Here is a 20,209-nt window from a genome sequence, read left to right on the forward strand (position 1 = left end):
CACGCGGGAAAGCTCTGTCTCACTTGTTCCTGCCGCAGCAATTCTTGTACTTCTTGCCGCTGCCGCACGGGCACGGATCGTTGCGCCCGATGTCGTTCTTGTTGCGTTGCGGCTTCTTCTTCGTCTCAGCGGCACTGGATTCCTCGCCGTGCGAGGCGCGCGCCGTCTGCAGGCGGTCTTGGAGCTGCTGCTGCTCCTGCGTCACAATGCTCACGCGGTACATGAGCTTCGCGATGTCCGTTTGAATCGCAGCTTCCATTGCCTCGAACATGTCGAGCGCCTCGATCTTGTACTCGACGAGCGGATTCCTCTGCCCGTAGGCGCGCAGGTTGATGCCCTCGCGCAGCATGTCCATGCGATCGAGATGCTCCATCCAATGATTGTCGACGACGCGCAGCATGACGACCTTCTCAAGCTCGCGCATGTTCTCCTCGCCGAAGAGCTGCTCACGCGCCGCGTATGCTTCGTGCGCCGTCTTCTTGAGCGTTTCTTCCAGCTCGTCGCGGCTCATCGCCTCAAGCTCTTCCTTCTTGAGCTTGCCCTCGGGCGCGTAAATCTTCTCCGCGTCCTCGATGAGTCCGTCGAGCGTCCACTCCTCAGGATATAGCTTCGCGTTCGCGTACTGATCCATCTCGCTCTCGATGATCTTGTCGAGCATGAAGAAGATGTTTTCCTTGAGGTCTTCGCCGCGCAGAATCTTGCGTCGCTCCGCATAGATGACCTCGCGCTGCTGGTTCATGACATCGTCGTATTCGAGGACGTGCTTGCGGATGTCGAAGTTTCTGGCTTCGACCTTCTTCTGTGCACGCTCGATCGAACGCGTGATGAGTTTGTGCTCGATCGGATCGTTCTCGTCCATGCCGAGCCGATCCATGATGGAGGCGATATTGTCCGATGCGAAGAGACGCAGAAGGTCATCTTCCAGCGACAAGTAGAACTTCGAGCGGCCGGGGTCTCCCTGGCGACCCGCGCGGCCGCGCAGCTGGTTGTCGATGCGCCGCGATTCGTGGCGCTCCGTGCCGAGGATGTAGAGGCCGCCGAGCTCCTGCACGCCATCGCCGAGCTGGATGTCCGTGCCGCGTCCCGCCATGTTCGTCGCGATCGTCACGGCGCCCCGTTGACCTGCGTCCTTGATGATCTCCGCTTCCTTCTCGTGGTACTTGGCATTCAGGACGTTGTGCTCGACGCCGTGCTGCTTCAAGATGGCGCTGAGCTCTTCCGACTGCGTGATGGATGTCGTGCCGATGAGGATCGGCTGTCCCGTCTTGTGAATCTCTTCGACCGCTTGTCCGACGGCACGGTATTTCGCACGCTTCGTCTTGTAGATGGCGTCCGGCTCGTCGACGCGCTGCACGGGACGGTTCGTCGGCACGACGACGACGGGCAGCTTGTAGATCTTGAGGAACTCGTCCTCCTCAGTCTTCGCCGTGCCCGTCATGCCGCCGAGCTTATCGTACATGCGGAAGTAGTTCTGGAAGGTAATCGACGCGAGCGTCTGGCTCTCGCGCTGAATCTTCACGCCTTCCTTCGCCTCGATCGCCTGATGCAGTCCGTCCGAATAGCGGCGGCCAACCATGAGACGACCCGTGAACTCATCGACAATGATGATCTCATCGTCGCGCACGACGTAGTCGCGATCGCGCTTCATCAGAGCCTTGGCGCGCAGAGCTGCCGTAAAGCAGTGCGAAAGCTCCAGATTCTCAGGCGCGTAGAGGTTCTTGATGCCGACGATGCGCTCAACCTTCAAGACGGCTTCATCGGACGGCGCAACGGTCTTCTGCTTCTCGTCGAGCTTGTAATCCTCGCCCTCCTTGAGCTGAGCGACGGCGCGTGCCATGACAGCGTACATGTCCGTCGACTTCTGCCCGGGACCTGAGATGATGAGTGGCGTTCTCGCCTCATCGACGAGAATCGAGTCGACCTCATCGACGATGGCATAGTGGAGGTCACGCTGCACCATCTGCTGCGGATGGATGACCATGTTGTCGCGCAGGTAGTCGAAGCCGAACTCGTTGTTCGTGCCGAAGGTAACGTCGGACGCATAGGCGAGCTTTCGCTCAGGGAAGTCCATGTCGTGCGCAATGAGGCCGACGGAGAGTCCGAGGAAGCGATAGACACGCCCCATCCACTCGCTGTCGCGCCGTGCGAGATAGTCGTTGACCGTGACCATGTGCACGCCCTTGCCTTCGAGCGCATTGAGATAGACGGGCAGCGTCGCGACGAGCGTCTTGCCCTCGCCCGTGCGCATCTCCGCAATCTTGCCCTCGTGCAGGCAGATACCGCCGATCATCTGCACGTCGAAATGACGCATGCCAAGGACGCGCCTCGACGCCTCGCGCACGACGGCAAACGCCTCGGGAAGCATATCGTCAAGACTCTCGCCGTTTGCGAGACGCTCCTTGAACTTTCCCGTATGGCCTGCAAGCGCATCGTCACTGAGGCTTTCGAGCGCCTTTTCATGACCGTTGATGACGTCGACGATGCCGCGCATCCGCTTGATTTCCTTATCGTTGTTATCTCCCAGGAATCGCTTGATGAATCCGAGCAATCCGTATCACTCCTCGTTCCCGCAGCCGCCTTCGCGGCGCAGACTGATGATAGAGAGCGCCTTGCGGCGTCCCTCCGAAAGTATTGAACATCTATCCTAATGATTCTAGCAGACAATCGCCCATAAGTCAAAAAATCCTCTTGCTTCGTTCCTTAAGCATCGCCTTCAGATGCATTCCGGGCATCGTGAAGCCCCTGCCCATGACCTCGTTCGCCGAAAGAACGATCATGAAGGCGTTCTTGTCGATGAGATTCGCGATGAGCTTGACCTTGCTGATCTGCGTGAGCGAGCATACGAGGAAGAGCACGTTGCGCTCCTTGCGCGTAAACGCACCCTGCCCATGCAGAAACGTCACGCCGCGCCCGACCTCGCAGATGATCGCCTCCGAAATCGGCTGCACATGGTCGGAGATGATGAGCACGACCTTGCGGCTGTTGAAGCCCGCGACGACCCGATCCGTCACGGCAGAATTCATGAACATGCAGATGAGCGTGTAGAGCGCGGGCATGACGCCGAAGAGCGCGGCGGCCAAGAGCATGATGACGCAGTTGAAGGCAAAGATCACGCTGCCCATGTTCAAAGAGTAATACTTCTTCACGATGGCGGCGACGATGTCGAAGCCGCCCGAACTGCCGTTCATGCGGAAGATGATGCCATAGCCGATGCCATTCAGCACGCCGCCGAAGATCGCCGCAAGCATCGTATCGGGCACGGGCGCATAGACATTCAGGAAGCGCGTTGCATCGACGCAGAAGGAAAAGAGGATCGTGCCAAAAGCGATGTCGAGCGTGTACTCGCGCCCGAGCGTCTTGTACGCCGCCGCGAGAAGAGGCAGATTGTAGAGAAACATCTGCACGCCGATGGGAAGCGAGAAGAGATAGTAGAAGATCATCGCAATGCCCGCAATGCCGCCCGACAAGAGGTGCGCGGGCACGACGAAGAGGTTGATCGAAGAACTGCTGATAAGGCAGCCGAGCAGGATGCCAAGATAGCGGAAAACACGGCCCTTCAATGTCAAACTCCTGAGATGGAGCATCAAGACGCCTCCCTTTCGTGGCCTTCCCAGCGAAGTGTCGGCGTCTTATCTTTTGTCATGGCATTCATGTCAATATCCCTGCCTTCCATGGAAAGTGCATGGAGATCCGTGTTCTCCCATTCGCTTCGCTCCTCGTCCGTCAGAGCGTCCGCCTCTTCCTCCGTCAGCGGCAGGCTCGTCAAGCGCCACGAGCAGAGGCTCCCATCCGTCGCATCAACGCTGAGGATGAGCCGCTGGCGCTGATCTTGCGGATTTTCGTAGACATAGCAGACGCTGCCATCAAGAAACGTGCGCTCCTTCTCGCCAAACGTCGTGCGAATCTTGTACGCAGTCGCACCGTAGCGCACGCCTGCACGCGCCGTATAGTCCTTGCTCTTGACGAGCATGTCCGCGACCTTGCCCGTATCGACGGCGACGCCGACCTCGTAGCCATGCGGGAATGCATAGTAACGCATGTGGATGTCCCAGACCATGCGCTCCTTGTCAAAATCCGGCTTGCCGAAAGCCGCGAGCATCTTCTCCTCCGAGTCGCCGAGCGCTATACCCTTGACGGTGAAGTCCTCAGACGCCAAAGCGCCCTGTGCCTCTGCCGCCATCGGCAAGACAAGAAAAACTCCGAGAAAGAACATCACCAACAAACCATGATAGAACCGCATTTTTCACCGTCCCTTTCAAGATGATATGGATTCATTGAAGCACGCAACAGTTTCCCTTCGATTCTATAACACGAAAAACGGCTTGTCAAAGGAAACAATCCAACCGTAGCACATCGTCAATTCTTCAGACCATGCGAAACACGGATACATTCGACTTACAGCCGCACAGAAAAGCCGCCCCGCGCACGGGGCGGCTTTTCCTCGGTCAACGGCACAGCGAGATCACGGCATCTTCCAACAATTCCGCGCCGCCCCGCCCCGTCTTGAGCAGATAGTCGGCGTCGATGAGCGAGAGCATCGCCCGCTTCAAAACAGGCTCGGAGAACTTCATGCTCGCGCGTCCCAGTTTCTCCGCGATGAAGGGATTGAGCTTCATCGAAGGGCCCAATGCCTTGCCGCGCACGCCTTGCGCCAGAAGGAGCTTCGCCTGCCACAATTGGCGCACATGGCGCACCATCAGGGCAAGCAGCACGGGCGCATACACGCCGTCCGCCGTCTGGCGGCGCAGAAGCGTCAGAGCCTTCTTCACGTCCTTCTCGCTCACCGCGTCCATCATCGCAAACGACGATACCTCGGGCAGCCCTGAGAACACAGCGGCAAGCTCCGCCCTGCCGATGCGCTTCTCCGCAGTATAGAGCGCGAGCTTTTCAAACTCCTTGTCGAGATACGAGAGCGAGACTTCATGCATCATGGAGACGGCGCCCATGAAGTACGCATGCGCCTCGCGGTCAAACTCCCTGTGAATCTCGGCGAGCTTTCCCGCGAGCCAGTCGCCGATCTCCCACGGGCGCACGGCATCGGCATCGAGCACCGCGCCCGCCGCTTCAACCGTCTTGTACGCCTTGCGCCGCTTGTCCGCCTTGCCCGCGCAGAGGAAGATTACATAGGCGTAGTCGGGCATGTCGGCAAGAAGATGCAGCAGGCGCTCCTCCTTCTTGTCCGCGTCGCCCTTCTTCCCTTTCGCTGCCTTCGCCTCCTCGCCGTCCGCTGCTGGGCGCTTCTTCTCGCGAAAAAGAGGACTGTCCTGCACGAGCACGACATGCTTGGGCACGAAGAACGGCACCGTTTCCAAGAGGCCGATGAGCGCGTCGGCGTCCATGTCGGGCGCGGCTTCTTCCAGAGCGTCCCGCAGACCTTCGCCCGCGGGAAAGAGGCGCTCCAAGATCGCCGCCTTCGCCTTCTCGATATAGTAATGCTCTTCGCCCGCGAGCAGGTAGACATGCTTCGGCTCTCCCTTGCGGAGCGCCGCCATGAACGGCCCGTACTTCAACGCCTCACCCCATCCGTCAAAACAGAAGCTATGGCAACAAAAGAGCCATAGCTTCTGCACGCTTCCTATAAAAATCTGCTAAAAATCTGCGCCCTTACATCACGTTCTGCGGCTTGCCCGCAAGGAACGCCTGCACATTCTTGAAGGCGATGACGGCACGCTTTTCCATCGCCTCCTGCGTCGCAAAGCCGACGTGCGGCGCGAGGATGACGTTCGGCGCATGAAGCAGCGGATGATCGCCCGCGATCGGCGGCTCGCCCTCGAAGACGTCGATGCCCGCACCCGCGATGCGGCCTTCCTTGAGGGCGTCTGCCAGAGCCTTGCTGTCGACGACGGGACCGCGCGCCGTATTGATGAGAATCGCCGTCTTCTTCATCTTGGCGATCTCTTTCTCGCCGATCAGCCCCTTTGTCTCCGCCGTCAGCGGCACATGCAGCGAAACGATGTCCGAGACTTCCATCAGCTCGTCGAGACTCACATACTTCGCCCCGTCGATCTTCGCCTCCTTGCGGTTGTAGTAGTACACCTCACAGCCGAACGCCTGCGCGAGCGCGATCGTGCGCCTGCCGATGGCGCCTGCACCGACGACGCCGAACTTCTTGCCCGAAAGCTCGATGCCGAGAAGTCCGGCGCGCGTCTTGCCCGCACGCACCGCCTCATCTGCAGCAAGCATTTTGCGGTAGAGTCCGATTGCCAGGCCGATGGCAAGCTCGCTTACCGCCTCATTGGCGTAGCCCGAGCAGTTGGAAACGACGATGTCATGCGCCTTGCAGTAGTCCATCGCCACATGGTCGACGCCCGTGAAGGCGACGCTCAGGAACTTGACGTCCGAAAGCTCCTGCAGGACGTTTTCCTTGAACGGCATGTTCGCGAGCATGACAAGCTCTGCCCCCTTGGCACGCGCCGCCTTTTCCGCGTCGTCCTGCGGCGGCGTATTGCAGTAGACCATTTCAAGGTCTTGAGGCAGATACTCCTTTTTCAGCGCCTCCGCCTGCGCCTCCGAGAGCCCCAGCGGCTCCGTGATTACGAGTTTCATGCGAATCCTCCCTTTCTTGACTGCCAAGAATGTTTGGATGCCTCCCCTTACCCCGCATCCGATATTGCGCTTCCATTATAGCATATCGGCCTGTCAAATTCATCCCATCGGCATGAGCAAGCGCGCATAAACTTTCCGCTTCCTGGCTTCACGACATCATTTTATCTGCCTTCCCAGCTTCCTAAAAACCTACGCTTCTGTTCCCTTTTCTTTTACCCCCAAAAATGCTATAGTCAGAGACGAAACGAAAGACAAGGAGCAATACCATGAATCCATCGAAAAAAGGCGTCGCGCTCGTGGCGCTCGGCGCGCTGCTCTGGGGCGGCTCGGGCGTTGCCGCGCAATTCCTGCTGCAGCAAAAAGGATTTTCCACCGAATGGCTCGTCATGATGCGCATGACGCTCGCAGGCATACTGCTTCTGCTGCTCGATGCGGCAAAGAACCGCGAGAGCATCTTCTCCGTTTGGCGAAACCGCACGGCGGCGAAGCGGCTTCTCTTCTTCAGCCTGTTCGGCATGCTCGGCGTGCAGTACACGTATTTTTCTTCCATCGAGCACGGCAACGCGGCAGCGGCGAGCGTCCTGCAGTACCTGATGCCGATCATCGTCGTCCTCTGGCTCACCCTGAAGAGCCGCAGCCTGCCGTCGCTGCGCGAGAGCGGCTGCGTGCTGCTCGCCTTCGTCGGCACGTTCCTCATCTTGACGCGCGGCAGTCTCTCGACTCTCGCCATCCCGCCCATCGCTCTCTTCTGGGGCGTCGCTTCCGCTTTCTGCGCTGCCATCTACACCATACAGCCCAAATGGCTGCTGGACAATTTCCGCTCGCCTCTCATCATCGGCTGGGCGATGCTCCTCGGCGGTTTCCTGCTCATGCCCTTTCGCGCACCATGGAACTTCGCCGGCGTCTTGGACGCCGCCTCCGTCGCCGTATTCATCTATGTCGTCCTCTTCGGTACGGTCATCGCCTTTTGGTCATATCTCGAAAGCCTCAAATACATCCAGCCGAGCACCATCGGCATCCTGAGTTCCATCGAGCCTTTGTCCGCCGTACTCCTCTCCACCGCGCTGCTCGCCGTCCCCTTCGGCCTCACCGAATCGGTCGGCGTCGTGCTGATCCTGTTCTCCATCGCGCTTCTCAACAAGCGCTGACGCAGTATCTTGCAGCATGACTTTCTGCAAAACTTTCCTCTCGCGCTATACATTTCCAAATAAATCATGTATGATGAAAGAGGTCAACAAACGACGATTTCAAGGAGGAGAAATCTATGGGCAATATCGACACCACCTGTGTGAATGCGATCCGTGCACTTTCGGCGGACGCCGTGCAGAAGGCGAACTCCGGCCATCCGGGCCTGCCGCTCGGCGCAGCCCCGATCGCTTACGAACTCTGGGCGCACCACATGAAGCACAACGGCAAGAATCCAAACTGGGCGAACCGCGACCGCTTCATCCTCTCCGCCGGGCACGGCTCCGCCATGCTCTATTCCCTGCTGCACCTCTTCGGCTACGGGCTGACGCTCGACGACCTCAAGAACTTCCGCCAGGACGGATCCTTGACGCCTGGCCATCCCGAGTACCGTCATACGAAGGGCGTGGAAGCCACGACAGGGCCTCTGGGCGCAGGCATGGGCATGGCGGTCGGCATGGCGATTGCTGAAGCGCACCTCGCCGCCATCTTCAACAAGCCGGATTTCCCCATCGTCGATCACTACACCTTTGCCCTTGGCGGCGACGGCTGCATGATGGAGGGCATCTCCTCCGAAGTCTTCTCGCTCGCGGGCACGCTCGCGCTCGACAAGCTCATCGTGCTCTACGACAGCAACAACATCTCCATCGAGGGCGGCACCGACCTCGCCTTTACCGAAAACGTGGAAAAGCGCATGGCGGCCTTCGGCTTCCAGACGCTCACGGTCGAGGACGGTACGGATCTCGCCGCCATCGGCAAGGCGATCGAAGAGGCGAAGGCAGACAAGAAGCGGCCGTCCTTCATCACGATCAAAACGAAGATCGGCTTCGGCTGCCCCGCCAAAGAAGGCAAGGCGAGCGCCCACGGCGAACCGCTCGGCGAAGAAAACCTGCGCGCGCTCAAGGAAAACCTCGGCTGGGAAAATCCTGCCGAGAGCTTCTGCGTTCCTGCCGCCGTCTACGAACATTACGAGAAGCTCGCCGCTGAGGGAGCGGCTCTTGAGGCGAAGTGGAACGAGCTTTTTGCCGCCTACTGCGCGAAGTACCCCGAGGAGAAGGCTCGCTGGGATGCGTTCCACGCGCCTGTCGATGCTGCGGCGCTGCTCAAGAGCGAGGACTTCTGGGCGTACGAGGACAAGCCCGCCGCGACGCGCGCCTTGTCGGGCAAGATGATCCAGCGTCTCAAGGAAATCGTGCCGCAGCTCATCGGCGGCAGCGCAGATCTCGGGCCGTCGAACAAGACCGTGATGGACGGCGCAGGCGATTTCAGCCGCACGGATCGTGCGGGACGCAACCTGCACTTCGGCGTGCGCGAACTCGGCATGGCGGCGATCGCCAACGGCCTCGCGCTGCACGGCGGCGTCCTGCCTTACATCGCGACCTTCTTCGTATTCAGCGATTACACGAAGCCCATGCTGCGCCTCGCCGCACTCATGGGGCTGCCCGTCGTCTACGTGCTCACGCACGACAGCATCGGCGTCGGCGAAGACGGTCCGACACACGAGCCGATCGAGCAGCTTGCCATGCTGCGCTCGACGCCGAATGTCAACGTCTTCCGCCCTGCCGACGCGACGGAAACGGCCGCCGCTTGGTACAGCGCCGTGACGAGCAAGGATGCGCCAACCGTCCTCGCGCTCACGCGCCAGAATCTGCCGCAGCTTGCAGGAAGCTCCAAGGAAGCCATGAAGGGCGGCTACATCATTTCCGAAGCAAAGGGGGCACCGCAGGGCATCCTCATCGCCACCGGCTCTGAGGTATCGCTCGCCATCGAGGCGCAGGAAGAACTCGCCAAAGACGGCATCGCCGTGCGCGTCGTCTCCCTGCCGTCCGTCGACGTCTTCGAGCAGCAATCCGCTGAATACAAGGAAAGCGTCCTGCCGAAATCCATCCGCGCCCGCGTCGCCGTCGAAGCGGCCGTTGGCTTCGGCTGGGAACGCTACACAGGACTCGACGGTGCGACCGTCACGATGCACAGCTTCGGCGCTTCCGCCCCCGCCGGCGTCCTCTTCAAGAAGTTCGGCTTCACGAAGGAAAACGTCGTCGCGACGATGAAGAAGGTTCTGGAAAAATAATCGCACACAAGAAAAAGGAGCTGCCTCGCGCAGCTCCTTTTTGCGTGCATCAACGAACAAAGTTCACTTGCCCACGAAATCCCATGCCTTCTTGACCTTCGCGGCAAGCCCCTCGACCTTCTTCGTGGCGACACCGCAGACGGCGATGCGCACGCCGCGCTTCAAGGGAACGGCGAAGACGAGATCGTCATGCAGCTTGTCCGCCACAGCCTGCGGATCTTCCGAAGGCACGGCGAGGAAGAAACCCGCCTTGTACGGCAGAGCCTTGAGGCCGCAATCCTTCGCCTCCTTCATGAAGAGCGCACCGCGCGAGCGCACGATCTGATAGAGCGCATCGCGCTCCTTCTCGTACGCGGCGAGAAGCGCCGCATCCTGCTGAATCGTTGCCAGGAGCGCCATCGCGCCGCGATTGATGTTCGACCATGTCGCACGGCTCGAAAACTTGTTGACGTCCGAAAATTCCTCAATGACGGCGCGGCTTGCGGAAAGACCGACGATTGCTCCCGTGCGCTGTCCGTAGAGCGTATACCCCTTGGACATGCTGAAAGCGAACATGACGAATACATTCTCGGGAAGATGCGCGAACTTCTCCATGAAGCCGCGCGTCTCCTCCTTCGTGCCGCTGTACTCGATGTAGGCGATGTCAACAAGAACGCTCATGCGCTTGCCCTTCTTCGCATGAGCCTTTACGGTCGCAAGAACCGCATCCCAATCCTCATCGGAAAGCGTATAGCCCGTCGGATTGTGCGCAGGCGTATTGAGGATGATGAGGAGAGAATCCTGTTTTTCGAGAAGCGCCTCCACCTTCGCCGTGAAAGCGGCGGCATTGAAGGCGAGCCCCTCGTCGAAAAGCTGGAATGTCTCCAAGCGCCGCCCGATGTTCTGACAGAGCGCGTTGTAAGGGCCCCAGAACCAATCGGCAGTGAGCACGGCTTCGCCGATCTCCGAGTAGTTTTCGATCGCGTGGTGGACGGCACCCGTGCCGCCTGCCGTCGCGACGGCCTCGACATAGCCTTCCGGCCGATGATTGCCGAAGACGATGTCCTTCACGCTCTCAAGATATGCAGGCAGACCCGCGACGGGCGCATAGGCGATGATTTCGGGAATCGGCAGCTCGCGCAGCACCTTCTCGACCGTCGGTATGCAGGCGAGCTTTTCATCCTCGCCAAAGATCGCACCCAGCGTGGCGTTCGTGATCTTCTCTGCCCCATGCTCCTTCGCCGCCGCCGTCGCCGCGCCGCTCGCGGCAAAAATCACGTCGTTCAGAACCTTGTTTTCCGTATGCGATGCTGCCATCTTCGTGCTCATTTTATATGAAGCCTCCCTCTCGCCTTGTTTCTTGCGGAATCACCGGATGTATCGGCGCTCCCTTATTTCTTCATCGAATCTTTCCCGCTCAATCGCGCGGAAAGAACTCGTCGTGGATCGCGTTCGCCGCTTCCTTGAGCTTGTCCTTCGTGATCAGGCAGGAAATGCTGATTTCCGACGTGCTGATGATGTCGATGTTGACGTCCGCCTTCTGCAGGGCGCCGAACATGCGCGCCGCGATGCCGGGGTTGCCGAGCATGCCGACGCCGACGATGGAAACCTTCGCGACGTTCTCCTCGACGAGAACCGACACGGCGTTGAGCTTCTTCTTGACATCCTCGACGATTTCACGCGCCGTTTCGAGATCGTCGACGGCGACCGTGAAGACCATGTCCGTCACGTTATGCTCGATGTTCCGCACGCTCTGCACGATCATGTCCACGCTCACATTGGCGTCAGCGAGCGCAGAAAAGAGGGAATGTGCGACGCCCGGCTGGTTCGGCACACCCATGACGGCGAGTTTTGCCACCTTGTCGTCGTGTGCCAGCCCCCTGATTTCAAAATCCTTCTCTTCCATTGTATAAGCCTCCCTGATCATCGTGCCGGTTTTCTCGGTAAACGTCGAGCGTACATGGATGGGAATGCCGAAGTGCTTGCCCATTTCCACGGAGCGCGGCTGCATGACGCCCGCGCCGAGACGCGCCATTTCCAACATCTCGTCGTAAGTAATCTCCTGCATCTTGCGTGCACCTTGGACGAGGCGCGGGTCGGCAGAGTAAATGCCGTCCACATCCGTGAATATCTCGCAGCTGTCCGCAGCGAGAGCGCCCGCAAGAGCCACAGCCGAGGTATCTGAGCCGCCGCGTCCGAGCGTCACGGGATCACCGAAGGAGTCAGCGCCCTGGAAGCCTGCAACGACGACGATATTTCCCTCATTGAGCGCTTCCTCGACGCGCTTCGGCTCAATGCCTACGATGCGCCCCTTCGTATGCACGGAGTTCGTGCCCATGCCGACCATCGCGCCCGTCAAGGAGATCGCCTTATGCCCCATCGAGCAGAACGCCATCGCCAAGAGCGCGATGGAAACTTGCTCGCCCGTCGTCAACAGCATGTCCATCTCACGCGCATAATGGTACGGATTCTTGTCTATGCCGCGCGCCAGCTCGATGAGATCATCGGTCGTGTCTCCCATGGCGGAGACGACGACGACGACCTTGTCCTCGGGCTTCATGCCGTCGAGGACACGCCGCGCCACCGCTTTGATTTTTTCCGTAGTGGCAACCGAGCTGCCGCCAAACTTCTTTACGATCAGAGCCATAACTTCCTCCTAGATTGCCCGTCGACAAGAAAAATGTCACGAGCAAAAATGTCCTTTGAGAATGGTCATTCGTTACAAAATCTCAAGAAATGAGCTTGACCGCCTTATATTATACAAGAATTTCATGTCCACGTCTAGCGAGAAACAAAAAAATACAAAATGCAAATGGACAACCATGCTTCTCCATGCTATATTGCTGGAAAAGGAAGTGATTGCATGGGAAAGACGCGGCTTGTCGTGCCGGAAGGACTGACTTGTATGGCGCTTCGGGAGTTTCTGCAAAAGGAGTGCGGCTTCTCCACGACGCTCTGGAAAAAACTGCGGCGTTCGGGCACGTTCTCGCTGAACGGACTCCCCGCCAACGCCGCACGAATCCGCATCAAAAGCGGCGATGAGCTTTGCTGGCATCTGGCGGAAGAGAGCCGCATCGCGCCCGAAGACATTCCGCTCGAGATTCTCTATGAGGACGCGGCGCTTCTCATCGTCAACAAGCCTGCAGGCATGCTCGTTCATCCGACGGGCGGCGAGTACCGTCATACGCTCGCCAACGCCGTGCTCTTTCACTACGAAGCGCACGGCGAAAAGCACGCCTTTCATCCCGTGCACCGCCTCGACCGTCAGACAAGCGGACTCGTGCTCATCGCCAAGGAGGCGCACGTGCAGCACCTCTTGTCCGCACATAATGCAATCGAGCGCATCTACCTCGCCGTCATCGAAGGCAAACTGCCCGAGCCTTGCGGCACGATCGACGCGCCCATCGCGCGCCGCCCCGGCAGCATCATCGAGCGCATGGTTTCGCCTGCCGGAAAATGTGCCGTCACGCACTATGCGACGCTTGCAGAGCGCGGCGGGCTTTCGCTTCTCGCGCTTCGCCTGGCGACGGGACGCACGCATCAGATCCGCGTCCACCTCGCGCACCTCGCTCATCCGCTCCTCGGCGATGACCTCTACGGCGGCAGAACGGATCGCATCGCCCGTCAAGCGCTGCACGCCCATCGCCTGCGCTTTCGTCACCCGATAAGCGGCAAAGAAATCACCGTGCACGCACCCTTTCCTGCAGATATGTCCGCCTTTTTCCCCGAAATCTGCAGTAATTTTTCTCTTTTCACAAAAGATTCATGACGCTTTCATTAAATTATGATATAATGAAACGGTAAACGAGTATCATCTATTCATAGGAGGTTGAGATCATGCCACTCATCGGAACAAAAGAAATGTTCAAGAAAGCCCACGAGGGCGGCTACGCCATCGGCGCCTTCAACGTCAACAACATGGAGATCGTCCAGGGCATCACCGAAGCGGCGGCTGCACTGAAATCCCCCATCATCCTGCAGGCTTCCGCCGGTGCAAGGAAGTATGCGAAGCCCGCCTACCTCAAGCACCTCGTACAGGCTGCACTCGAATGCGAGGATCTGCCCATCGCCCTGCATCTCGACCACGGCCCGGATTTCGAGACGTGCAAATCCTGTATCGACGACGGCTTCACCTCCGTCATGATCGACGGCTCGCACCTGAGCTTCAAGGAGAACATCGAACTTACGAAGCGCGTCGTCGAGTACGCCCATGCGCATGGCGTCGTCGTTGAGGGCGAGCTTGGACAGCTCGCGGGCATCGAGGACGATGTGAAGGTTGCCGCCGAAGATGCGCACTACACGCGTCCCGAAGAGGTCGAGGAATTCGTCTCGAGCACGGGCGTCGACTCCCTCGCGATCGCCATCGGCACGAGCCACGGCGCCTTCAAGTTCAAGCCCGAACAGTGCACGAAGAATGCCCAGGGCGTACTCGTGCCGCCCGAACTGCGCTTCGACATCCTCGCGGAAATCGAAAAGCGCCTGCCGGGTTTCCCCATCGTACTGCACGGCGCCTCGTCCGTCATTCCCAAGTACGTCAAGATCATCAACGACAACGGCGGCAACCTCGCTGACGCCATCGGCATCCCCGAGGATCAGCTGAGAAAGGCGGCGAAGTCGGCGGTCTGCAAGATCAACATCGACTCCGACCTGCGCCTCGCCATGACGGCGGGCATCCGCGAGCACTATCAGCAGCATCCCGAGCACTTCGATCCGCGCCAGTACATCGCACCGGGACGCGACTACATCCGCGAACTCGTCGAGCACAAGATCAAGGAAGTCCTCGGCTCCGACGGCAAGGCCGCAGAGGTCATGGCGCTCTTGAAGTAAGCTGAACGCACAGACGCTTTACGAACATTGTGCACCGCCTCCATAAACGTTCTTCCAAAATCGTGCAGAAAGCAGCTTTCTGCACGATTTTTATATTTTGATATTTATTTTCAATTTCGTTTACTTTCTGCATGCATAGAGGTATAATAGAACTGGAAACGATTTAAGGAGGTATGCAAAATGAATCAAGAGCAGCTCAATCGCATGACCAGCGGCAAGGGTTTCATCGCCGCCCTCGACCAGAGCGGCGGTTCGACACCGAAGGCGCTGAAGGCTTACGGCGTCGACGAGAGCGCCTATTCCAACGACGAGGAGATGTTCACGCGCGTTCATGAGATGCGCACGCGCATCATCAAAAGTCCTTCGTTCACAAAGGAGCAGATTCTCGCGGCCATCCTCTTCGAAAACACGATGGATCGCAAGATCGACGACCTCTATACGGCGGACTACCTGTGGGAGAAGAAAGGCATCGTGCCGATTTTGAAGGTTGACAAGGGACTCGCCGCCGAGAAGGACGGCGTACAGCTCATGAAGCCCATCGACGGACTCTCCGCCCTTCTCGACCGCGCCGTAGAGCGCCACATCTTTGGCACAAAGATGCGCTCCGTCATCAAGGAGGCGAACAAAGAGGGCATCAAGGCCGTCATCGAGCAGCAATTCGCCGTCGGCAAAGAAATCATCGCCAAGGGACTCGTCCCCATCTTGGAGCCGGAAGTCGACATCCATTGCGCCAAGAAGGAAGAAGCGGAAGCCATCATGCTCGAAGAAATCAAGGCGAACGTGGCGAATCTTCCCGCTGCCGACAAGATCATGCTCAAAGTCACGATTCCGACGAAGGAAAATCTCTATGAAGAACTCATGAAGGATCCGCACGTCGTGCGCATCGTCGCTTTGAGCGGCGGTTACCCGCAGGATGAGGCCAATGAAAAACTCGCCAAGAATCGTGGCCTCATCGCCAGCTTCTCACGCGCCCTCGCCCAGGATCTTCGCGCAAGCCAGAGCGACGCCGAGTTCGACAAGGTTTTGAAGACCGCCATCGACGGCATCTACAGGGCCTCGATCACCTGAGAAGGCGCAGATCATCCAGTATGCCCCTGCCGCGCATACAACGCATGAAATCGACAGCGGCATCACCGAGCGCCTTTCGCCGGAGAACGTATCCTGTATAGTGAACAGTCAAAAGCCCCGCTTGAGCGCCCTCTCTTTCGAGAGGCGCTCAAGCGGGGCTTTGCCCATTATCCCGCAAAATCATCAAAAACCTTCCACCATCATACCCCCTGCCTCGCTGCGCGCTGCTGCACGCCTGCCCGCTGCCGAAATCTCCACGCTGTAAGCGTCCGACTCCGTACCGCGCAGAGGTTTCCTCGCCTCATGCGTCTCCTGCTTCTTCTCGCGCCGCGCTGTTTCTTCAAAAAAGGAAATCGGCGCAAGCGGCTTCACACGGTGCAGCCGTTCCACCTGGACATCCATTCGGAAAACCTCCTTCCATGAAAGTTCTGAATGAACGAAGGTTCTGAATCCTCTTTCTACTTATATTATAGCCGCTGACGCACGTTTTGTTAAGCATTTTTTTCCTCTGTCATCCATTTTCATATATGCGTGCAGATTACACAAACTCCTATTTCAAATGCTTCTTCAAGACCCGCCTGCCGAGGTAGATGCCGATGAAGCCGCCCGCGAAGGCGATGGCCATGCCCGCCGCCAAGAACCACCCCGTACTGTGCGCGACCATCTTCTCGATGAACTGCATATCCATGCCCGCTGCCTGCCACTTCGCCATATTCTGCTCCAAGAAGAACAGCAGCGGAATCGCACCGCCGAAGACGTAGGCGCTCTGGATCAAACCGTAGCCGACCGCCAAGATCGGCGTCCTGCAGCCGAACCGATGGACGATGAGATCGACGACGAAGGCCGTTGCTGTGACCGTGCCGACGAACGGCACGTACATCATGCCCGAAAAACCCGCGAAGAGCGCCGTACTGATGCCGATGAACAAGGTCAGTGCGCCGAACTTCGGAATCTTCTTCGCGACAAAAAGCACGATCGTACCGAGAAGTACACCGATGACGGCAGGACTCAGAGCGTGCATCATCGGTGCCATCAATACCGTGAGTGCGCCGATGCCCATGACGAGTACGCCGTAGACCGCCGCCAAGATACCAATCAAAACAAAATCACTGATTTTCCATGCTTTCATTGCCTCTCCTCCAAACTTCCATTCATTCGCCAACGCGCTGCAGTCGTTCCGTAAACACGCGCTTGAGCGCCCCGTCCGCCCCCAAGGGAAAATCCTCGGCGATATGTCCGTCCTCAAGCAGGACGACGCGATTGCACGAGTTCATGATAAACTCCGCATCGTGCGTGATGATGACGGCGGCATTGCGCGCCCCGGTAAATTCGCCGATCAGCGAGCATACCGTCCGCATATTGCGGTAGTCAAGACCGCTCGTCGGCTCGTCAAAGATGCCGACGCGCTTGCCCAACAGGCATGCACCGGCAATGACGAGCCGCTGCTTCTGCCCCATTGAGAGCCGCGTCGGATGTTCGTCGAGCCACGGCGTGAGACGAAAATCCTCCAGAACCTTGCGGATGCGCGCGTCGATGTCCGCCGCACCTTCTGCACCGAGCAGGAGATCATGATAGACGCTCGAACCGAACAGCTGAAAATCCACATTCTGCATCACATAGCTGACGGCGCGGCTGCGCCTGCTGCAGGGAATCACCTCACCCGCCGCACGAACTTCGCCCGCCCTCTCCTTGAGCAGTCCGCAGATCACCTTCGCGAGCGTCGATTTGCCGCAGCCGTTCCTGCCCAAGAGAGCGACGCGGTCGCCTTCATAGATGTCCAGAGAAAGCCCCTGCAATACATCCTTGTCCTGTGCATAGCCGAAGGACATATCTGCGAGCGACAAGAGCGGCGCAGCCGTCCTCTTTGCGGGCGGCTGCACGGCGTCCGTCTCGCCGAAGGGATCGACGCCGCGCACACCCGCCTCGTGTAGCGCTTCATTCGTCAGCGACGATAGATCCGCACCCTCGTACACGCGACGAATCGTGCCGTCCTGCATGAGGAACAGTCGATCCGCAATGCCGCAAAGATAATAAAGACGATGCTCGGCGACGACGATCGTGCAGCCATGCGCCTTGAGCGAGGCGAGCAGACCGCGCAGCTCCTCGATCGATGGATAATCAAGATTTGCCGATGGTTCGTCCATGAGCAGAACGTCCGTCTTGAGCATCAACGCCGAAGCGATCGCGATCCGCTGCTTCTCCCCGCCCGAAAGCGCCGAAAGCTTGCGCCCCAAGAAGCGGTCAAGCCGCAGCATCTCCGTGACAGTGCGCAGGCGGTGCTCGATCTCTTCCGGCGCGACGCCGAAATTCTCACACGAAAACACGAGATCGGACAAGACATCGAGGGTAAAAAACTGATTGTCGGGATTCTGAAACACTGTCGCCGCCATGCGCGAAATGTCGCCGATGCGCATATCGCGGCAGTCCTTGCCGTCGAGCAGCACCGTGCCCGCCGTTTCTCCCTCGTAAAAGTGCGGACAAAGCCCATTGATCGAGCGCAGGAGCGTCGACTTGCCACAGCCGCTCTCGCCCGCTATGACGACGACTTCGCCGCGATGAATCGTGCAGGTGTTGCCACAGATGCTCCTCCGCCCCTGTTCCTTATATTGAAAGCCGACATTCTGCAGATCAATCATGCGATTTCCCTCATACAAACGTACATAGAACGAGCGAAGCAGTCGAAATGACGAGCATCGCCGTATCCTTCGCCGTCATACGCACATCGAAGTACGACGTGCGCCGCGCACCAGATGTGTAGCCCTTGACGAGAGCCGCACCCGAGAACTCCTCCGTAATCTTCTCGCTGCGAAACAGCATCGGCACGATCAGGTACTCGATTGCCTTCATCGGATGAAACGCGACGAACTTCAGCGAGATGGGAATACCGCGCAAACGCATGGCGTCAAGGATGACGCGAAAATCCGCCGCCATCGCCGGCAGATAGCGGATCATCACAACGATGCTCAAGACAACGCCACTGTGCAGGTGCAGCCGATCAAGCGCAGTCGTGATCTCCGCGATATTCTTTCCTTCCTTCAGCGCAAATCCGAGTCCAACAAAGGGATAGACGCGCAAAGCGAGGAAGAGAACCATCTGCACCAAGAATACGACGGTGTTTTGCACGCCCGCCTCCAGCGCCATGCCGAGCGCATACTGCACCGCTGCGAGCGCCGCAAAGCCGACGCTGTACCTCGCCGCCTGCCGCCATGCGCCCGTATCCGCCAAAGCAACGGCGGAAAGCACAAAGGAACAAAGCAAGACCGCTTCCGAGCCGGAAATGATCAAGAAGAACATCAGCAGGATATTCAGATATAAGATCGTACGAAAATCGAGCGTCCTGCGCTTCTTCGTCAGCATCAGGCATGACCTCTTCCCCAAACAACATTTAAGGCGATAGATGAAACCATCCATCGCCTTATTCATTGTATCAATTTTTTCTCGTATTGGCAACTGTTCTCTTTCTTAACCCAGATGAGTCTTTTGTGCCGCTCCGTCGAAAATGGAATCCACACCGAAATTTGCACTGCCGGATCAAAGCAAGCTGTGCATCCTGCCAAGCTCCTGCACGCGCTCCATGGAGAACTTCGATAGGCGTGCAATCGTCTCAAGCGGCAGCTTGTCACGCAGCATTTCCAAGACAATATCAACCTTCCCCTGCTCCATGCCCTCAGCGCGTCCGCGCTTCATGCCGCGCTCCATGCCGCGCTCCATGCCCTCAGCACGTCCGCGCTCTAAACCGCGCTCTATGCCCTCTTCAAGGATGGCTTCTTCAAAATCTTTTTGGTTCCATTCAAAATTCACCATATCGACGACCTCCCTTTCATGCTGCTGCAAAAATTCCTTCATAATATTGCTTTCCTCACAGTACTGCATGGCTTTACGGATTGCTTGCGCTCTTTCCATACCGTCTGCCATATTTCTTTTAATTCGATCAATGAAGAAACTGTAGTCATGAATCGACCGGCTTTTTTGCAGGAGTACTTTTGCATTGTCATAGGCGATGTTATGGAAGTTTACTTTTAACTCCAAATGGATCTCTTCGCCCGTTTTCTTATACGCATCTGACAGCTTTATTCGGCAGGTTTCCGGCATATTTCCGCTGCCTGTATAGAATACATGAAATTCCGGTGAAGGAAGCTTTATAGGCGTATTCTGGTAGAGTTTCTTCGCAGGAATGTATTGTCGTAATTGTTCGCAGACATAATACAGACAACGCAGTGGCATATTTTGATTTGCGGTGCTTTGATGTTCAAGGAAGATCAAATTGCGTCCTGCCAGTAGGAATGAGATGTCATTTTTGATTTGCGACAGGAATGTTCCGTCGAGTGTCACGATTTGCAGCGGTTCTTCTGCATACGATCTTCCATGCAGTGCTCCGGCGACTTCTTTTAGTCGCGTTTCTTCGTTGAAGTACATGCGAAAGACCGTATCTTGATATTGTCTGCCTTTCTTCTCTTTTTCCATCGCAGTCTCTCCGTCTCGCTGAAAGTCCTTTTTCCTGTCCCTATTATAGCATAAATCGCGACATGCAGA

General features: G+C 57.9%; 17 protein-coding genes. 5 read left to right on the forward strand and 12 right to left on the reverse strand.

The genetic code is table 11. The features are described 5' to 3' along the window. Nucleotides 1-19: 19 nt before the first annotated feature. From secA to SELSP_RS05975, 5 genes are all read right to left on the reverse strand, one after another. On the reverse strand, nt 20-2,548 hold the full coding sequence (gene secA / locus SELSP_RS05955; protein WP_006192334.1) for a preprotein translocase subunit SecA: 2,529 nt from the start codon (nt 2,546-2,548) through the stop codon (nt 20-22). 127 nt (nt 2,549-2,675) lie between these two features. Beyond that, nucleotides 2,676-3,584: a YitT family protein gene (locus tag SELSP_RS05960; RefSeq protein ID WP_006192332.1), complete on the reverse strand. Its 909-nt coding sequence runs from the start codon at nt 3,582-3,584 to the stop codon at nt 2,676-2,678. Then, nucleotides 3,584-4,240 carry a hypothetical protein gene (locus tag SELSP_RS05965; RefSeq protein WP_006192331.1) on the reverse strand — a complete coding sequence of 219 codons (657 nt, stop codon included), beginning with the start codon at nt 4,238-4,240 and terminating at the stop codon, nt 3,584-3,586. Before SELSP_RS05965 ends, SELSP_RS05960 begins: the two co-directional genes overlap by 1 nt. Before the next feature lie 205 nt (nt 4,241-4,445). After that, nucleotides 4,446-5,510, reverse strand: coding sequence for a DNA polymerase III subunit delta (gene holA / locus SELSP_RS05970; RefSeq protein ID WP_013740802.1), 1,065 nt, complete (start codon nt 5,508-5,510; stop codon nt 4,446-4,448). Nucleotides 5,511-5,604: 94 nt separating this feature from the next. After that, a complete protein-coding gene (locus SELSP_RS05975; RefSeq protein WP_006192328.1) occupies nt 5,605-6,546 on the reverse strand; it encodes a 2-hydroxyacid dehydrogenase in 942 nt (313 codons plus the stop codon). Nucleotides 6,547-6,812: 266 nt separating this feature from the next. Between SELSP_RS05975 and SELSP_RS05980 the strand changes: the two genes are divergently transcribed. Together SELSP_RS05980 and tkt are read left to right on the forward strand one after the other, a co-directional pair. Further along, nucleotides 6,813-7,694 (forward strand): DMT family transporter, encoded by an 882-nt coding sequence (locus tag SELSP_RS05980; protein WP_006192327.1) that lies wholly within the window; start codon nt 6,813-6,815, stop codon nt 7,692-7,694. 116 nt (nt 7,695-7,810) lie between these two features. Beyond that, the gene (tkt, locus tag SELSP_RS05985; protein WP_006192326.1) at nt 7,811-9,802 is read left to right on the forward strand and encodes a transketolase; all 1,992 of its coding nucleotides are present in this window, start codon (nt 7,811-7,813) and stop codon (nt 9,800-9,802) included. 63 nt (nt 9,803-9,865) lie between these two features. On the opposite strand, the gene SELSP_RS05990 is transcribed toward tkt, so the two are convergent. Further along, entirely contained in the window at nt 9,866-11,110 is a 1,245-nt protein-coding gene (locus SELSP_RS05990; protein WP_006192325.1) for a pyridoxal phosphate-dependent aminotransferase, read from the reverse strand. A gap of 88 nt (nt 11,111-11,198) precedes the next feature. Next, entirely contained in the window at nt 11,199-12,428 is a 1,230-nt protein-coding gene (locus tag SELSP_RS05995) for an aspartate kinase (RefSeq protein ID WP_006192323.1), read from the reverse strand. 216 nt (nt 12,429-12,644) lie between these two features. Here SELSP_RS05995 and SELSP_RS06000 point away from each other — a divergent pair, with 216 nt between their 5' ends. The 3 genes from SELSP_RS06000 to SELSP_RS06010 all read left to right on the forward strand — a co-directional run bounded on the left by SELSP_RS06000 (nt 12,645) and on the right by SELSP_RS06010 (nt 15,676). Further along, on the forward strand, nt 12,645-13,550 hold the full coding sequence (locus SELSP_RS06000; RefSeq protein ID WP_013740803.1) for an RluA family pseudouridine synthase: 906 nt from the start codon (nt 12,645-12,647) through the stop codon (nt 13,548-13,550). Nucleotides 13,551-13,618: 68 nt separating this feature from the next. Continuing rightward, nucleotides 13,619-14,608 (forward strand): class II fructose-1,6-bisphosphate aldolase, encoded by a 990-nt coding sequence (fba, locus tag SELSP_RS06005; protein WP_006192319.1) that lies wholly within the window; start codon nt 13,619-13,621, stop codon nt 14,606-14,608. 180 nt (nt 14,609-14,788) lie between these two features. Continuing rightward, the gene (locus SELSP_RS06010) at nt 14,789-15,676 is read left to right on the forward strand and encodes a fructose bisphosphate aldolase (RefSeq protein WP_006192316.1); all 888 of its coding nucleotides are present in this window, start codon (nt 14,789-14,791) and stop codon (nt 15,674-15,676) included. 183 nt (nt 15,677-15,859) lie between these two features. Here SELSP_RS06010 and SELSP_RS06015 read toward each other — a convergent pair whose 3' ends face one another. The 5 genes from SELSP_RS06015 to SELSP_RS06035 form a co-directional block, all read right to left on the reverse strand. Beyond that, complete coding sequence (locus SELSP_RS06015) at nt 15,860-16,078, reverse strand: hypothetical protein (RefSeq protein WP_006192315.1); 219 nt, start codon at nt 16,076-16,078, stop codon at nt 15,860-15,862. 148 nt (nt 16,079-16,226) lie between these two features. Then, a complete protein-coding gene (locus tag SELSP_RS06020) occupies nt 16,227-16,805 on the reverse strand; it encodes an MptD family putative ECF transporter S component (RefSeq protein ID WP_006192314.1) in 579 nt (192 codons plus the stop codon). Nucleotides 16,806-16,827: 22 nt separating this feature from the next. Further along, nucleotides 16,828-18,312, reverse strand: a complete 1,485-nt coding sequence (locus SELSP_RS06025; protein ID WP_006192313.1) for an ABC transporter ATP-binding protein — start codon at nt 18,310-18,312, stop codon at nt 16,828-16,830. Between the two features lie 10 nt (nt 18,313-18,322). Continuing rightward, nucleotides 18,323-19,033, reverse strand: a complete 711-nt coding sequence (locus tag SELSP_RS06030; RefSeq protein ID WP_013740804.1) for an energy-coupling factor transporter transmembrane component T — start codon at nt 19,031-19,033, stop codon at nt 18,323-18,325. Between the two features lie 174 nt (nt 19,034-19,207). Continuing rightward, nucleotides 19,208-20,140 (reverse strand): RpnC/YadD family protein, encoded by a 933-nt coding sequence (locus SELSP_RS06035; protein ID WP_006192310.1) that lies wholly within the window; start codon nt 20,138-20,140, stop codon nt 19,208-19,210. Between the last annotated feature and the right edge of the window lie 69 nt (nt 20,141-20,209).

The organism is Selenomonas sputigena ATCC 35185 (assembly GCF_000208405.1).
Taxonomy (GTDB): domain Bacteria; phylum Bacillota; class Negativicutes; order Selenomonadales; family Selenomonadaceae; genus Selenomonas; species Selenomonas sputigena.

Bases quoted from the DNA above. Each gene is read 5' to 3' on its own strand.
- SELSP_RS05960 (WP_006192332.1), bottom strand. From the start codon at position 3,584: ATGCTCCATCTCAGGAGTTTGACATTGAAGGGCCGTGTTTTCCGCTAT.
- SELSP_RS05965 (WP_006192331.1), bottom strand. From the start codon at position 4,240: ATGCGGTTCTATCATGGTTTGTTGGTGATGTTCTTTCTCGGAGTTTTT.
- SELSP_RS05975 (WP_006192328.1), bottom strand. From the start codon at position 6,546: ATGAAACTCGTAATCACGGAGCCGCTGGGGCTCTCGGAGGCGCAGGCG.
- SELSP_RS05980 (WP_006192327.1), top strand. From the start codon at position 6,813: ATGAATCCATCGAAAAAAGGCGTCGCGCTCGTGGCGCTCGGCGCGCTG.
- tkt (WP_006192326.1), top strand. From the start codon at position 7,811: ATGGGCAATATCGACACCACCTGTGTGAATGCGATCCGTGCACTTTCG.
- SELSP_RS05990 (WP_006192325.1), bottom strand. From the start codon at position 11,110: ATGAGCACGAAGATGGCAGCATCGCATACGGAAAACAAGGTTCTGAAC.
- SELSP_RS05995 (WP_006192323.1), bottom strand. From the start codon at position 12,428: ATGGCTCTGATCGTAAAGAAGTTTGGCGGCAGCTCGGTTGCCACTACG.
- SELSP_RS06000 (WP_013740803.1), top strand. From the start codon at position 12,645: ATGGGAAAGACGCGGCTTGTCGTGCCGGAAGGACTGACTTGTATGGCG.
- fba (WP_006192319.1), top strand. From the start codon at position 13,619: ATGCCACTCATCGGAACAAAAGAAATGTTCAAGAAAGCCCACGAGGGC.
- SELSP_RS06010 (WP_006192316.1), top strand. From the start codon at position 14,789: ATGAATCAAGAGCAGCTCAATCGCATGACCAGCGGCAAGGGTTTCATC.
- SELSP_RS06015 (WP_006192315.1), bottom strand. From the start codon at position 16,078: ATGGATGTCCAGGTGGAACGGCTGCACCGTGTGAAGCCGCTTGCGCCG.
- SELSP_RS06020 (WP_006192314.1), bottom strand. From the start codon at position 16,805: ATGAAAGCATGGAAAATCAGTGATTTTGTTTTGATTGGTATCTTGGCG.
- SELSP_RS06025 (WP_006192313.1), bottom strand. From the start codon at position 18,312: ATGATTGATCTGCAGAATGTCGGCTTTCAATATAAGGAACAGGGGCGG.
- SELSP_RS06030 (WP_013740804.1), bottom strand. From the start codon at position 19,033: ATGCTGACGAAGAAGCGCAGGACGCTCGATTTTCGTACGATCTTATAT.
- SELSP_RS06035 (WP_006192310.1), bottom strand. From the start codon at position 20,140: ATGGAAAAAGAGAAGAAAGGCAGACAATATCAAGATACGGTCTTTCGC.